This is a genomic window from Limnobaculum eriocheiris, assembly GCF_021010575.1.
Classification (GTDB): Bacteria; Pseudomonadota; Gammaproteobacteria; order Enterobacterales; family Enterobacteriaceae; genus Limnobaculum; species Limnobaculum eriocheiris.
In genome coordinates this window covers 159,186-173,088 of sequence record NZ_JAJNAG010000001.1, presented here as the reverse complement: position 1 = coordinate 173,088, position 13,903 = coordinate 159,186, and the positions used below count along the sequence as shown (strand labels likewise).

Annotated in this window: 14 protein-coding genes and 1 tRNA gene; 10 read left to right on the top strand and 5 right to left on the bottom strand. The window is 45.7% G+C overall.

Annotated features, from left to right (window positions below; genetic code table 11):
• Positions 1-9: 9 nt before the first annotated feature.
• The 3 genes from LPW36_RS00765 to yejF are packed head-to-tail and all read left to right on the top strand — an operon-like array spanning position 10 to position 3,717.
• Entirely contained in the window at positions 10-1,104 is a 1,095-nt protein-coding gene (locus LPW36_RS00765) for a microcin C ABC transporter permease YejB (RefSeq protein WP_230607605.1), read from the top strand.
• On the top strand, positions 1,101-2,126 hold the full coding sequence (locus tag LPW36_RS00760; protein WP_230607604.1) for an ABC transporter permease: 1,026 nt from the start codon (positions 1,101-1,103) through the stop codon (positions 2,124-2,126). Before LPW36_RS00765 ends, LPW36_RS00760 begins: the two co-directional genes overlap by 4 nt.
• A gap of 1 nt (position 2,127) precedes the next feature.
• A complete protein-coding gene (yejF, locus tag LPW36_RS00755; RefSeq protein ID WP_230607603.1) occupies positions 2,128-3,717 on the top strand; it encodes a microcin C ABC transporter ATP-binding protein YejF in 1,590 nt (529 codons plus the stop codon).
• 62 nt (positions 3,718-3,779) lie between these two features.
• Here yejF and LPW36_RS00750 read toward each other — a convergent pair whose 3' ends face one another.
• From LPW36_RS00750 to rsuA, 3 genes are all read right to left on the bottom strand, one after another.
• On the bottom strand, positions 3,780-4,136 hold the full coding sequence (locus LPW36_RS00750; protein WP_230607602.1) for a YejG family protein: 357 nt from the start codon (positions 4,134-4,136) through the stop codon (positions 3,780-3,782).
• A 341-nt stretch (positions 4,137-4,477) separates the two neighbouring features.
• Positions 4,478-5,680: a Bcr/CflA family multidrug efflux MFS transporter gene (locus tag LPW36_RS00745; protein WP_230607661.1), complete on the bottom strand. Its 1,203-nt coding sequence runs from the start codon at positions 5,678-5,680 to the stop codon at positions 4,478-4,480.
• Between the two features lie 133 nt (positions 5,681-5,813).
• Complete coding sequence (gene rsuA / locus LPW36_RS00740; RefSeq protein WP_230607601.1) at positions 5,814-6,518, bottom strand: 16S rRNA pseudouridine(516) synthase RsuA; 705 nt, start codon at positions 6,516-6,518, stop codon at positions 5,814-5,816.
• A gap of 123 nt (positions 6,519-6,641) precedes the next feature.
• Here rsuA and LPW36_RS00735 point away from each other — a divergent pair, with 123 nt between their 5' ends.
• The 3 genes from LPW36_RS00735 to rplY all read left to right on the top strand — a co-directional run bounded on the left by LPW36_RS00735 (position 6,642) and on the right by rplY (position 9,045).
• Entirely contained in the window at positions 6,642-6,881 is a 240-nt protein-coding gene (locus tag LPW36_RS00735; protein WP_230607600.1) for a YecH family metal-binding protein, read from the top strand.
• Positions 6,881-8,635, top strand: a complete 1,755-nt coding sequence (gene radD / locus LPW36_RS00730; RefSeq protein ID WP_230607599.1) for a DNA repair helicase RadD — start codon at positions 6,881-6,883, stop codon at positions 8,633-8,635. The genes LPW36_RS00735 and radD overlap by 1 nt, the downstream gene beginning before the upstream one ends.
• 125 nt (positions 8,636-8,760) lie before the next feature.
• Complete coding sequence (gene rplY / locus LPW36_RS00725; RefSeq protein ID WP_230607598.1) at positions 8,761-9,045, top strand: 50S ribosomal protein L25; 285 nt, start codon at positions 8,761-8,763, stop codon at positions 9,043-9,045.
• 90 nt (positions 9,046-9,135) lie between these two features.
• On the opposite strand, the gene yejK is transcribed toward rplY, so the two are convergent.
• Positions 9,136-10,146: a nucleoid-associated protein YejK gene (gene yejK, locus LPW36_RS00720; RefSeq protein WP_230607596.1), complete on the bottom strand. Its 1,011-nt coding sequence runs from the start codon at positions 10,144-10,146 to the stop codon at positions 9,136-9,138.
• A 313-nt stretch (positions 10,147-10,459) separates the two neighbouring features.
• On the opposite strand from yejK, the gene LPW36_RS00715 reads away from it, so the two are divergent.
• The 3 genes from LPW36_RS00715 (at position 10,460) to LPW36_RS00705 (ending at position 12,639) form a co-directional block, all read left to right on the top strand.
• Complete coding sequence (locus LPW36_RS00715; protein ID WP_230607595.1) at positions 10,460-10,687, top strand: YejL family protein; 228 nt, start codon at positions 10,460-10,462, stop codon at positions 10,685-10,687.
• A 21-nt stretch (positions 10,688-10,708) separates the two neighbouring features.
• Positions 10,709-12,490 carry an LPS biosynthesis-modulating metalloenzyme YejM gene (yejM, locus tag LPW36_RS00710; RefSeq protein WP_230607594.1) on the top strand — a complete coding sequence of 594 codons (1,782 nt, stop codon included), beginning with the start codon at positions 10,709-10,711 and terminating at the stop codon, positions 12,488-12,490.
• A 72-nt stretch (positions 12,491-12,562) separates the two neighbouring features.
• Positions 12,563-12,639 (top strand) — tRNA-Pro (locus LPW36_RS00705).
• A 415-nt stretch (positions 12,640-13,054) separates the two neighbouring features.
• Here LPW36_RS00705 and LPW36_RS00700 read toward each other — a convergent pair.
• The gene (locus tag LPW36_RS00700) at positions 13,055-13,306 is read right to left on the bottom strand and encodes a DUF2513 domain-containing protein (RefSeq protein WP_230607593.1); all 252 of its coding nucleotides are present in this window, start codon (positions 13,304-13,306) and stop codon (positions 13,055-13,057) included.
• 195 nt (positions 13,307-13,501) lie between these two features.
• Between LPW36_RS00700 and LPW36_RS00695 the strand changes: the two genes are divergently transcribed.
• A complete protein-coding gene (locus LPW36_RS00695) occupies positions 13,502-13,726 on the top strand; it encodes an HP1242/YdcH family protein (protein ID WP_230607592.1) in 225 nt (74 codons plus the stop codon).
• Positions 13,727-13,903 lie beyond the last annotated feature (177 nt).

Below are 13,903 nucleotides of genomic sequence, written 5' to 3'. Positions count from 1 at the left end.
GGAACCTGAATGACCAGATATATACTGCGCAGGCTACTGCTACTGATTCCAACGCTGTGGGCTATTATTACCCTCAATTTTTTTATTGTGCAGATTGCCCCAGGCGGGCCGGTAGATCAGGCGATTGCTACCATTGAGCTGGGGCATCAAAGCGGTTTTGGCGGCGGTTCCGGTCCTAATCTCACCGGTGGTGGAAAAATGGGTCAGGTACCGGTTGGGGATCGCCAGTATCAGGGCTCCAGAGGTCTGGATCCGGAAGTCATCGAAGCAATTAAGAAACGTTTTGGTTTTGACAAACCATTACACCAGCGCTATTTCGAAATGCTGTGGAACTATATCCGTTTTGACTTTGGTGACAGTCTGTTTCGCGGTGCATCAGTAATGGAATTAATCAAACAGTCGATGCCGGTCTCCATTACCCTTGGGCTATGGAGCATGCTAATCACCTATCTTATCTCTATACCCTTGGGTATTAAAAAAGCGGTACGTAACGGTTCTGCATTTGATATCTGGAGCAGCAGCCTGATTATTATCGGTTATGCCATTCCTTCATTCCTGTTCGCGATTTTACTGATTATTGTCTTTGCCGGAGGCGGTTATCTTGACTGGTTTCCACTGCGCGGTCTGGTTTCCAATAATTTCGATAGCCTGCCCTGGTACAGTAAAATGACTGACTATCTGTGGCATATCGTACTGCCAGTTCTGGCGACGGTAATCGGCGGTTTTGCCACACTTACCATGCTGACTAAAAACTCATTTTTGGATGAAATCCATAAGCAGTACGTCATCACTGCCAGAGCCAAAGGTCTGGAAGAAAAACGCATCCTGTATGGTCATGTGTTCAGAAACGCGATGCTGCTGGTGATCGCCAGTTTTCCGGCCACCTTCATTGGAATGTTCTTTACCGGTTCATTGCTGATTGAAGTGATTTTCTCTCTCAACGGGCTGGGATTACTGGGCTATGACGCGACCTTACAGCGAGACTATCCGGTCATGTTCGGAACCCTGTATATCTTTACCCTAATCGGTTTAGTGCTAAGTATCATCAGCGATATTACCTATACGCTGGTAGATCCAAGAATCGACTTTGAGGCACGCGGATGAGTAGATTAAGCCCTATCAATCAAACCCGCTGGCTTAAGTTTAAACGTAATCGCCGCGGTTATTGGTCACTATGGATTTTTGCCATTCTGTTTGTTATCAGCATGGCCGCTGAGTTGATTGCCAATGATAAACCGCTGTTGGTTAGTTATAAAGGCGAGCTATATACGCCATTTCTGGTCAACTATAGCGAAACCACCTTTGGTGGAGAATTTAGCACCAAAGCAGACTATCGGGATCCTTATCTGGTTAATCAGATTAATAACCACGGTTGGGCTATCTGGCCGCCGATTCGCTTTAGTTATGACACAATTAACTTCCAGAGCCCTTATCCTTTCCCGGCTCCGCCATCCACGTCGAATCTTTTAGGAACTGACGATCGTGGGCAAGATGTTCTGGCCAATGTGCTCTATGGTTTTCGCATCTCCATTCTGTTTGGCTTATCGCTAACGCTGATCTCCAGCCTGATAGGCATTGCCGTTGGTGCTACTCAAGGTTACTACGGTGGTAAGGTTGATTTAGTCGGTCAGCGGTTAATTGAAGTCTGGTCTGGAATGCCCACACTATTTCTGATTATTCTGATGTCCAGCGTCATCCAGCCTAATTTCTGGTGGCTATTAGCCATTACCGTACTGTTTGGCTGGATGGGTCTGGTAGGTATTGTGCGGGCCGAGTTTTTGCGAACCCGTAACTTTGACTATGTCAGAGCCGCCAGAGCAATGGGTGTAAAAGACCGAATAATTATGGGCCGCCATATTCTGCCTAACGCCATGGTAGCGACCCTGACCTATTTACCGTTCACGCTATGTGCATCTATTACCCTGTTAACCTCTCTCGACTTTCTGGGTTTTGGCCTGCCAATGGGTTCCCCTTCATTAGGCGGATTACTGTTACAGGGTAAAAATAACCTTCAGGCTCCGTGGTTAGGCATCAGCGGTTTTATCGTTCTGGCACTGTTACTCTCTCTGCTGATCTTTATCGGCGAAGCCATTCGTGATGCATTCGACCCTGCTAAGGCCTACTAATATGACCACTATGCCAATACTGGATATTCAAAACCTGAGCATCGCCTTTCAACAGAACGGGCAGGAAAATCGAGTTGTTGATCAAATCTCTTTGCAGGTTGCTGCGGGTGAAACCATGGCGCTGGTGGGTGAGTCCGGTTCAGGAAAAAGCGTAACGGCGCTGTCAGTTTTACGGCTGCTACCCACCCCACCCGTGACCTACCCGACGGGAGACATTCTGTTTAATGGTGAGTCTTTGCTGCGCGCAGATGATAAAACTTTACGTCACCATCGGGGCAACAGCATCTCAATGATTTTTCAGGAACCGATGGTTTCGCTGAATCCATTACACACCATCGAAAAACAGTTATCTGAAGTCTTGCTGATTCATCGCGGTATGGCGAAACAGGCCGCCAGAGACGAAATTGTGGAAGTACTGGAACGCGTCAGGCTAAGGGATGTTAAAAAACGGCTCAATGCTTATCCTCACCAACTCTCCGGCGGAGAACGCCAGCGGGTAATGATCGCCATGGCGATTCTGACTAAACCCAAATTACTGATTGCCGATGAGCCCACTACCGCACTGGACGTCACGGTTCAAGCACAGATCCTGCTGTTACTGAAAGAACTCAAACAAGAGATGAACATGAGTTTACTGTTTATCACCCATGACCTGAATATCGTGCGCAAGCTGGCGGATAATGTCGCCGTTATGTGTCAGGGCAAACTGGTTGAGCAAAACTCCCGGGATATGTTATTTAGCCGTCCTCAGCACGCCTATACTCAAAAGCTACTGGACTCTGAACCTAAAGGGCGCCCTTTCCCGGCACAGGAAAACAACCGTAACTTGCTGGAAATAAAAAACCTGACTATCGGTTTCCCTCGCCCTGCTGGCTTATTCAGACCAAAGATTAACAATACTGTGGTTAACGGTATCAGCTTTACTATTCGCAAAGGTGAAAGCCTGGGGCTGGTTGGTGAATCCGGTTCAGGAAAAAGCACCACCGGTCTGGCATTGCTTCGTCTGTTAAAATCTCAGGGTGAGATCTGGTTTGACGGGCAGCCGCTACATACCCTGAATATGCGCCAGATGCTGCCTTATCGCAGTCGAATTCAGATCGTTTTTCAGGATCCGTTTTCTGCACTCAATCCACGACTGAGCATCAGCCAAATCATTGCTGAAGGTCTGGAAGTGCACCATCACTTCACGCCACAGGAGCGGGAAGCAAAAGTTATTGCAACCATGCAGGAAGTTGGACTGGATCCGACGACGCGCCATCGTTACCCAACCGAATTTTCCGGTGGGCAGCGGCAGCGAATTTCAATTGCCAGAGCGTTAATTTTGCAACCTGAGCTGCTGATCCTTGATGAACCGACTTCATCACTGGACCGTTCAGTACAGGCTCAAATTCTGGAGCTGCTGAAAAAACTGCAACAACAACATCAGCTAACCTACCTGTTTATCAGCCATGATCTACAGGTGATTCGTTCGCTCTGTCATCAAATTATTGTGATGCGTCAGGGAGAAATTGTTGAGCAGGGAGAGTGTGAAACTGTATTTGATTCACCACAACACCCCTACACACAAAACCTGCTGGAAGATTCACGCTAACAGCAGATATATCGCCTTCAGTTAACCAAAGATTGGCAGATAAACCGGCAGCAAAGTAGCAATTAAAAGGAAGAGTTGACTGGAATAAAATCAGCGATGGCAATACCAATATTTTTCAAACGGCATAGTGCGATTGGCTCATCCTGAGAATTTATAAACAGACAAGGTTCCCCTTCATTTTCAATGATGCTGTTTTCAATACCAATTCCATTCAGGTACTGACTTATCTTATGCATCACTGCCCACGCCTGATGATCCGGATAGCTCAGGAGCTTCAAACCAACCAGACTATCATCATTACCTGTCTCCGCAGATAATTCAGGTAATAATGCGGGCTCCACCCTGCTTCCTATCTCTCCGGCATACCAATGGTAAAACTGAGGTAAACGCTGAAGAACAGATAGCTTCATAGTACTCACTCAACGTGACTGTAAACAATATACAATTTTTTCACAAATTACTCACATGGTAAAGCGTATTAGCCTTTATTCTACGATTTTTGTCTAAATATTCCCTGCTTGTTTGATAGGCTCCAATGTCGTATACCCTTCATATCAAGAAAACACTAACCACCAAATTTTAAGAAATTTTTTCACTTAATACTTCAATTTATCTACATTTTATTAAGCACAAAACAATGCCAAACTTTCCTAAAACAATCTTCATCTGAAATAAATACAGAGTGAACAATATGAAAGGGCAATTAAAGGTCTTGTAATGGTCATGCCGCTATCATGACGGCATTTTTGGGAGGTAATTTTTAAACTTTCGTTAAATTAATGTGTGTATTAGCCAAAGAGCACCAATAGAAAAACACCGCACCAATAACACAGCAAGCCATGGAGATAACCATTGGCCAGGCTGATTGAGATGTCACTAACGCCAGTATTCCGCCAACTGCTGCACCTACGCCAAACCTTAGCGTTCCGGCCAGTGAAGCCGCAGTACCAGCCATATGCGGAAAATCTTCCAGAATAATTGCCATGGCATTAGAAGAGATCATTGAAATACATCCCATATAGCCAGCCACACCAACCACCATCGCCCAAAAGCCCAGTCCGGCCAGTTGAGCAAACACCAGCCATATTCCCATCACCAGTTGGACCATCAGCCCCAATCGCATCATCCTGGCTGTACCTAACCGCCGAACATGACGGCTGTTAATGGTGGTCATCACAAACAGGCAAAAGATATTCAGAGCAAAGTAATAGCCAAAATGCTGCGGCGATACGCCGTTTAAATCAATATAAACAAAAGGCCCGGCGCTCAGAAAAGAGAACATACCGGCAAATGAAAATGCACTGGCCAACATGTAGCTGATAACCCAGCGATGGCGAAACAACGAGGCAAAATTACGTAGCGTCGTCATAAAGTTAAACTTCTGTCGATTCTGTTTATGCAACGTCTCAGGAATACAGAATTTCACCATTACGACGGCAACTAACGCTACGGCACTAAGCACCCAGAAAATAGCATGCCAGCTCATCCACACCAGCAGAAAACCACCAATAATCGGAGCCATTAGCGGAGCAATCGTCATCACCAATGTCACAAAAGACATCATGCGTGAAAACTCATCCTTACTGAACATATCCCGCATCAATGCACTGATGACGACGCTGGCAGACGCCGCCGCCAGGCCATGTAGACAGCGCAACAAAATTAATTGCTCAACGCTCTGTGATAAAGCACAACCCGCTGCCGCTACGGAAAAAACCAGTACGCCACCAATAATGACCGGCTTACGCCCAAGGCTATCGGCCATTGGACCATAAAACAGTTGACCAATAGCAAAGCCAATAATGTAGGCACTTAAGGTAAGCTGAACCATTCCATCACCGACACCAAAATCCGCCGCAATGCCCGGCATCGCCGGTAAATACATATCAATGGACAGCGGCATCAGCATAGACAGCAGACCGAGAATAAATATCAGCCAGCGTTTAGAAACCTCTGGCGGCATAATTGTTGTTGATTGAGGGTCGGGCTGGGACACAGAATTAGACACGCAGAATCATCTCCCGCTATTAACGTATTAAGTAATGTAACAATCTTCCGGCAAGCCATCGCCAACCAGAAACATAATTAAAATCCGTTTATCGGGTAGAACCAACGCTATCGACTTCTTGTGGAGTTAGCGCCCGGTACTCTCCCGGCGCCAAATCTGAGCCCAATAAAATATTACCGATACGTTCACGATGCAGCGCTACAACGTGATTACCCACAGCAGCAAACATTCTTTTGACCTGATGGTAACGCCCCTCTGAAATAGTCAAACGAACGGTCATTTCATCAACCGGCTCCAGCAAAGCTGGCTTGGTCAGATGCTTTTCACCATGAAGCTGAACTCCGGCGGTAAACAACTCAGCGGTATTGTCCGCCAGCGGGTGCTCCAAAGTAACCAGATAAGTTTTTTCACAGTGATGGCGTGGAGAAGTAATCCGGTGCGACCACTGCCCATCGTCCGTCAGTAATACCAGACCGGTGGTATCCATATCCAGTCGTCCTGCGGCATGCAGCTTATCCGCCACTGGCTCATCAATAAAATAGAGAATCGTTGGATTCACCGGGTCGTCGGTGGAACAGACATAGCCTTCTGGCTTATTTAGCATGAAATAACGCGGTCCGGTTAGCTGCACCAGCGGATTCCCATCATAGGCGACTTCATCTTCCGGCAGTATTTTATAAGCACCGCTTTTAACAATCTCATTATTAATCGTTACCAGACCGGCTCTTAGCTCCCGCCCCACTAAATTGCGACTGATCCCTAACTGCTGTGACAAAAACTTATCCAAACGCATGCAATAGCTACCTGATGTTAAAATGGCGGTGCAGTATACCAAACCTGAGCATAAAGACTCGCCCTCAATAATCTCTAAAGGCATAATATGCTCAGTTTATGGTTAACATCTTAAGAGAAAAAAATGCCTTCTGTTCACGGTCACCAAGTTTTAGAGATGATGATTACATCCGAACAACCCTATACTACTGGCAGTCTTATCGAAGCCATCACTCAACGTTTTGGTTCTGATGCCCGTTTTCATACCTGCTCAAAGCAAGATTTAACCGCTGCTGAACTGGTTGATTTTTTAGCATCCAAAGGAAAATTTATTCCTGCCGATAACGGCTTTACCACTCACGCTGATAAAATCTGCAACCACTAATGGCATTTACCCTGCGGCCATATCAACAGGAAGCGGTTGAGGCTACCCTGAACTATTTCCGCACCCATCAGGAACCGGCAGTTATCGTTTTGCCTACGGGTGCTGGCAAAAGTCTGGTGATCGCCGAACTGGCAAGACTGGCCCGGGGAAAAGTACTGGTATTAGCTCATGTGAAAGAGCTGGTAGCCCAAAACCATGCTAAATATTGCGCATATGGATTGGATGCAGACATTTTCTCCGCCGGACTAAACAAGAAGCAGAGTTCAGCCAAAGTGGTATTTGGCAGTATTCAGTCCGTTGCCAGAAATCTGGATTCGTTTAGCGACACCTTCTCTTTATTAATTATAGATGAATGTCACCGTATTAGTGACGACAGCGACAGTCAGTATCAGCAAATTATCGGTCACTTACGCCAACAAAATCCTAAGCTTTGTCTATTGGGGTTAACCGCTACCCCTTATCGATTGGGTCAGGGATGGATCTACCAATATCACTATCACGGTATGATTCGCGGTGATGAAAACTGCCTGTTTCGCGACTGCATTTATGAACTGCCGCTACGTTACATGATAAAACATCACTTTCTGGTACCGCCGGAAAGATTAGATATGCCCATTGTTCAATATGACTTCAGCCGTCTGGAAGCAGGTAGTAACGGGCTATTCCGGGAAGTTGATCTTAATCGCGAGCTAAAACAACAGCAGAGAATTACGCCACATATCGTCAGCCAAATTATGGAATATGCCCAAACCCGTAAGGGAGTGATGATTTTTGCCGCAACCGTTGAACATGCCAAAGAGATATATGGTCTGCTTCCTGCCGGTCGTGCAGCCTTTATTAGCGCAGATACCCCCGGGTATGAACGCGACCACCTGATAGAGGAATTTAAACAGCAGGAACTGCATTTTTTAGTGAATGTGGCCGTTCTGACTACCGGCTTTGATGCCCCACATGTGGATCTGATTGCTATTTTGCGCCCTACCGAATCTATCAGCCTGTATCAGCAGATTATTGGCCGTGGACTACGCCTCTCGCCGGGAAAAGAAGATTGCCTGGTTCTGGACTATGCCGGTAACCCCTACGATCTGTTTACACCGGAAGTGGGCAGCAGTCGGTCACAAAGTGACAGTCAACCGGTACAAATATTCTGCCCTGGCTGTGGTTTTGCCAATACATTCTGGGGAAAGTGCACGCCATCAGGGGAAATCATCGAACACTTTGGCCGCCGCTGTCAGGGGATTCTGGAAGATGATGAAGGCCACAGGGAGCAGTGCGACTATCGATTCCGTTTTAAAACCTGCCCCCACTGCGGAGCAGAAAACGATATCGCCGCAAGACGCTGTCACCAGTGTCAGGTGATACTGGTGGATCCTGATGATATGTTGAAAGATGCCTTGCGTCTGAAGAATGCCAGAGTACTACGCTGTAGTGGTATGCAGTTAAAGCGAGGACAGGACGATAAAGGCGAATGGCTCAGTGTTACCTATTATGATGAAGACGGTGCCGATGTAACAGAACGCTTTCGGCTAAAAACACCGGCTCAGAGAACCGCATTTCAACAACTATTTATTCGCCCTCATCAACGGGTGCCGGGCGTACCTTTTCTCTGGAATAACGCCAGTGATGTCATTCGCCAGCAGGAACTATTACGTCACCCCGATTTTGTTATCGCTTACTTACGGGGCGAGTTTTGGCGAGTGCGCGAAAAGATGTTTGACTATCAGGGCCGATATCGTCGGGCCAATGAACTGTAAAAATAACGGTTTTGTTTGCTGTCACCGGTGAATTCCGTTAGAATCCCGTCCGCTTTATAAGCAGATCACTCACCTCGTTGCTGGGTCGCCTGTAACGGGAGTTAATTTCTTTAAGAGAAAATAAAATGTTTACTATTAATGCTGAAGTACGTACCGAGCAGGGAAAGAGTGCGAGCCGCCGCCTGCGTCATGCTAACAAGTTCCCGGCTATCGTTTACGGTGGAACTGAGAAGCCAGTAGCTGTTGCTCTGGATCAAGATGTTCTGATGAACATGCAAACCAAACTAGGCTTCTATGAAGAAGTTCTGACTCTGGTTATCGACGGTAAACCAGCCAAAGTTAAAATTCAGGCTGCTCAACGTCACCCGTTCAAACCAAAATTCACTCATATCGACTTCGTTCGCGCTTAATTGCCAACCGTCATGAGTGCTGCTGATTATCAGCAGTGAACGTAAAAAACGCCGCATAGCGGCGTTTTTTTATAGCTCTCATTCAAGCCATTAATTATCACCACCGTTTAAGCGGCGCTGAAGCTGGTCGCGCAGGTTTGGCGGCAGCCCTTTGATGGTTAACGTGTCCGTTGCCGGATCCCAAAATATCCGCTCACCCAACAGTAATGCATCAAACCCCAGCGTAATACCACCACCGCTGCCAGAGAATTTGGTTAGCTGGCGCAGCGTGCTGCGGTCCGCCGGAAAATGCTCTTCCAGCTCATAACCATTCTCATTAGTAAACTGGCGAAAATCTTTTTCACCAACGGTTGGCAACTCTTTTGCCAGCTCATCAATGGCAATTTCCTCACCGGCTTGCAGTTGCCCATTACAATAGGTGTATACCTGCTGACGATATGACTGACGTTCATTTTTATTCAGTTGGCCTTCAGCACAATAATCATCAACCGCCTGAAGTAATCCGCGGTTCTGCGCTTTAGCATCCAGACCTTCGCTGGCCGCCAGAAAATCCATGAAAAAGTCAGATACTTTTCTGCCTACCCGCCCTCTCAGGAAGGTTAAATAACGAACCGACTCGGGATTTGTCTCCCACTCGGTTAAATCAATACGGGCAACGATATCAGCCCGATCGATATCCAGATAATGTGTGGTAGAAATATCCAACTGCTCATTAACCAGCATACTGCTACAGCTGGTAAGTACCGCCACCAGTAAATACTCAACGGCCAGATAACGATACTGGCAGAAAACCACAATACCGCCTTCGGCAAACGGATATTTGGCTAATTCGTTACGTAACATCTCCGTGCTGTTGCGAGTAAAATCCAGAAAACTCTCTTCACCTTTACGGCAACCTTTCAGCGCATCAGCAAACTGGCTCTCACCGTTAAATAGCCCAAAAGCTTTACTCTTTCCGCTATATACCCGGTGCAACTCTGTTACCATCTCTTCGGTAGCCTGATTATTGGTTAATGGAGAATCACGTAACACAACATCAAGCGTCTGTTCATCACGCTTAATCAACTGATGTAAAACGATCTGGTTAAGATCCAGACTCATAACGACTCCTCTGTACGACTGAATATACACCGGGGGTTAAATACCCAGTGATAATGGGAATATAATAGCAGGAGCCATCTTTCAAGGTAATAGCAAAAATCTGGCAACGACCAAATGCTTCACATCCCTTCGCGCTATAGACTATATAGTTTGTGGGGTTGTTGTTTCACCATTTGAAGCGCTATTATTCGTACTTCCCCGCAAAATCGCGGAAGAGAAACAAGATTTTCTGTATAAACTACAGAAAATAATCAATCGATACGGTAAGATAGGCGCCATTAAATCACCTGACAAATACACTAAGCACAAATTTATGCCACAAGCTTCCCGTTACAGTGATGAACTGGTAGAAAAGTTATTAAGCGAACTGGTTCAGGTTCTGGAAAAGAATCAGACACCTACCGACCTGTCACTCATGGTTTTAGGTAACATGGTAACCAACCTGATTAATACCAGCGTTGCCCCTGCGGCCCGGCCAGCTATCGTCCGATCTTTTGTTGAAGCATTACAGGCTTCAATCAGAGACGATAAAGCCCATTAATTTGTTTATCCTAAAGTGAATATGGTGACAAACCGTCAGCAATATAAAGAGAAAGTCTCCCAGATGATTAGCTGGGGGCATTGGTTTGCTCTCTTTAATATTATTCTCAGCCTGGTACTCAGCAGTCGCTATTTGTTTATTACCGACTGGCCCGGCACGCTACTGGGGCGCATCTATGCGCTGGTCAGCTGGCTGGGGCATTTTGGTTTTATCACCTTTGCCGTCTATCTTCTTATTCTATTTCCGCTGACGTTTATTATTATGTCTCAGCGGTTGATGAGGGTTCTTTCGGCCATTCTGGCAACGGCCGGGCTCACATTATTAATTATTGATACAGAGGTCTTCTTCCGTTTCCGTCTGCATCTTAACCCCACGGTTTGGGGCTTGCTGATAAACCCGGACGAAACCGAACTGGTTCGTGACTGGCAGTTATTGTTTATCTGTATTCCTGTTATTCTTTTGATTGAACTGCTGTTTGGTACCTGGAGCTGGCAGAAATTACGCAGCCTGAACCGGCAGACATTTGGTAAACCGCTGGCTGCAATATTTATCACCGCCTTTATTTTTACCCATATGGCTTACATTTGGGCGGATGCTAACTTCTATCGGCCTATTACCATGCAGCGGGCCAACCTACCACTTTCTTATCCAATGACCGCCCGTCGGTTTCTGGAAAAATATGGATTACTGGATGCTCAGGCTTATCAGGATAGGCTAATTCAACAAGGCAATCCGGAAGCCGTTGATGTTGAATATCCATTGGCTAAATTGAGTTATGACGAACGCGCAACCAAATACAATCTGTTAGTTATTGTGGTTGATGGCATCCGTAATCAGGATATGCCGGATGACATGCCAAAGCTGTCTGCCCTGGCTGATAAAAATATTCAATTCACTCGCCATTACAGCTCCGGAAATATGCAGGATACCGGACTATTTGGCCTGTTCTACGGTATATCGCCTACCTATATTGATAGTATTCTGGCAGGCAAAAAATCTTCGGCCTTAATCACAGCATTAAGCCAACAGAACTATCAATTCGGCCTGTTCTCCGCCTCCGGATTCAGAAGCCCTCTTTATCGTCAGGCCTTGCTATCCGACTTCACCTTGCCGCCAATGGTTGCACAAAGCAATAGCGCAACCACAGAACAGTGGCAGGAATGGGTCAATTCGCCGGGCGAAAATAATCCATGGTTCTCTTATATTCAGTACAGTAACAATAGCATTCTGAATGCTAATGCTGATAAAGCACCGACAGACTTCATTAACAAGTACCATAATTCTGTTAATGATATAGACCAGCAAATCGATAGTGTGATGCAAACGCTTTCTGATAAAGGTTTACTGGAAAAAACCGTGGTGGTTATTACCGCGGCCCACGGCGTTGAATTTAATGATACCCGGCAAAACGTTCAGGGCTTTGGTCAGAACTATAGCCGTTACCAATTGCAGGTTCCGTTGGTTATTCACTGGCCGGGAACCCCTGCACAAAAAATTAATAAAATGACCGGCCATACGGACATCATGGCAACCCTGATGCAGCGGTTATTGCATGTTAAAAATGCCACCAGCACCTACTCTCAGGGTGAAGACCTGTTTACCGCCCAGCGCCGCTATCCTTGGGTAACCGCCGGTGATGCTAAACAGCTGGTGGTTATTACACCAGACGAGACCATTCTCATCAGTGCCAATGGTCGTTACAGAACCTATGACGCGAACTTCCAGCAGATTGATAAAGAAAAACCAAGTTTATCTTTATTGTTGCAAGTACTAACAGACGTTAAGCGTTTTATGGCTAACTGATTAAAACTAAAGCAAACGTAATCTCCGGGTCTTGCATTAGACGCAAGAAAAGGTAGTATTAGTCTCCAGTTTCGGCACGTAGCGCAGCCTGGTAGCGCACCGTCATGGGGTGTCGGGGGTCGGAGGTTCAAATCCTCTCGTGCCGACCAAATTCCTCCAATAAAAAACCAACCTGCTACGGTTGGTTTTTTATTGCCTGTATTTTATTGATAACAAAACAGGATTACCCGACATTCTCTTCGAACTGCATCAATCCAGTTTGTTAATTTTATAAGGCGTGAAAATATAAAACACGACAGGATTTATAATGATTGATACGACTAAAAATTGAATGCTCATCTTAACCATTTCAGCAATCCCATCAAAATTATAATAGCCCATCTTTTCTGCCATCAGGAAAACAGGGAAAAGGCACAAAGCATGTATCAGCCCCGTAGACAACGCAAAAGTGATTCATTCCTTCTTGACTGCCTTTCTTGCCTTATCTTGTGTAAATACTAAAGCGGCTACATATACAGCCTGCACAACCTTCCCTGCCTGAATATGAAAACTAAATACCTGACATCAAGTCAAGGTACTCTCCCGCAACAGCTCCAGATAATCATACCCATCAAAAGTAATGCGAGAAATTGACCATTTATCATCGCCATTCTGTGCCGCCAGAACATAGTGTTTATCACACAGCAGTTGAATATGGGCCGCCACCAATGCTGGATCGCGGTTTGGAAAATCTTTATTGGTAACAAAGGGAACGCCGTGCGGTTGCTGTTCAACTTTCGATAAAATGACTTCTAATAACTTAAGATCTCTTTTCATCGCACGCCTCATGTATCTGTCGGGGATTACTACTATTTTAGCAGCCAGTAAAAAAAGTATCGGTCAGTTATCAGCCGGTCCGAAAACTTTTTAAATAGTTATTATCATCCGTTCACTATGTGACCGCCCTCTGATTTACCTGCAATTTGAACTCGTATAATTAAATTTCGGTTAGGCTAACAATAGGGATGTACTATGTTTCCAGAGTACCGTGATTTAATCACTCAGCTTAAAACAACCCACCCTCGTTTCCATTCATTGTTTGATAAACATAACGACCTCGACCACGAAATCCTCCGTTTAGAGGCCCAGAATGGAAACCGTCTTAACGATAAAATAGCCACATTAAAAAAGGAAAAATTGCGCCTTAAAGATGAGCTATACCGCATTTTACGAGAGGAATCTCAGGCCCGAGCCTGATAACCGCCATCGTTAGATGCAAAAAAACCGCCGAAGAGCGGGTAATGCCAGTCAGTTAATCAACTGACTGGCATTGCCCATGGCACTACTCTTTTATTCAATTCCATTTTTCTTTATTCCGTATATTTTGTATCGCCCTAATCATAACAAGAATATATCTGACAGATAATTCCCTGT

Coding starts and splice junctions, on each gene's coding strand:
- LPW36_RS00765 (WP_230607605.1), top strand. CDS start 10: ATGACCAGATATATACTGCGCAGGCTACTGCTACTGATTCCAACGCTG.
- LPW36_RS00760 (WP_230607604.1), top strand. CDS start 1,101: ATGAGTAGATTAAGCCCTATCAATCAAACCCGCTGGCTTAAGTTTAAA.
- yejF (WP_230607603.1), top strand. CDS start 2,128: ATGACCACTATGCCAATACTGGATATTCAAAACCTGAGCATCGCCTTT.
- LPW36_RS00745 (WP_230607661.1), bottom strand. CDS start 5,680: ATGCCGCCAGAGGTTTCTAAACGCTGGCTGATATTTATTCTCGGTCTG.
- rsuA (WP_230607601.1), bottom strand. CDS start 6,518: ATGCGTTTGGATAAGTTTTTGTCACAGCAGTTAGGGATCAGTCGCAAT.
- LPW36_RS00735 (WP_230607600.1), top strand. CDS start 6,642: ATGCCTTCTGTTCACGGTCACCAAGTTTTAGAGATGATGATTACATCC.
- radD (WP_230607599.1), top strand. CDS start 6,881: ATGGCATTTACCCTGCGGCCATATCAACAGGAAGCGGTTGAGGCTACC.
- rplY (WP_230607598.1), top strand. CDS start 8,761: ATGTTTACTATTAATGCTGAAGTACGTACCGAGCAGGGAAAGAGTGCG.
- yejK (WP_230607596.1), bottom strand. CDS start 10,146: ATGAGTCTGGATCTTAACCAGATCGTTTTACATCAGTTGATTAAGCGT.
- LPW36_RS00715 (WP_230607595.1), top strand. CDS start 10,460: ATGCCACAAGCTTCCCGTTACAGTGATGAACTGGTAGAAAAGTTATTA.
- yejM (WP_230607594.1), top strand. CDS start 10,709: ATGGTGACAAACCGTCAGCAATATAAAGAGAAAGTCTCCCAGATGATT.
- LPW36_RS00700 (WP_230607593.1), bottom strand. CDS start 13,306: ATGAAAAGAGATCTTAAGTTATTAGAAGTCATTTTATCGAAAGTTGAA.
- LPW36_RS00695 (WP_230607592.1), top strand. CDS start 13,502: ATGTTTCCAGAGTACCGTGATTTAATCACTCAGCTTAAAACAACCCAC.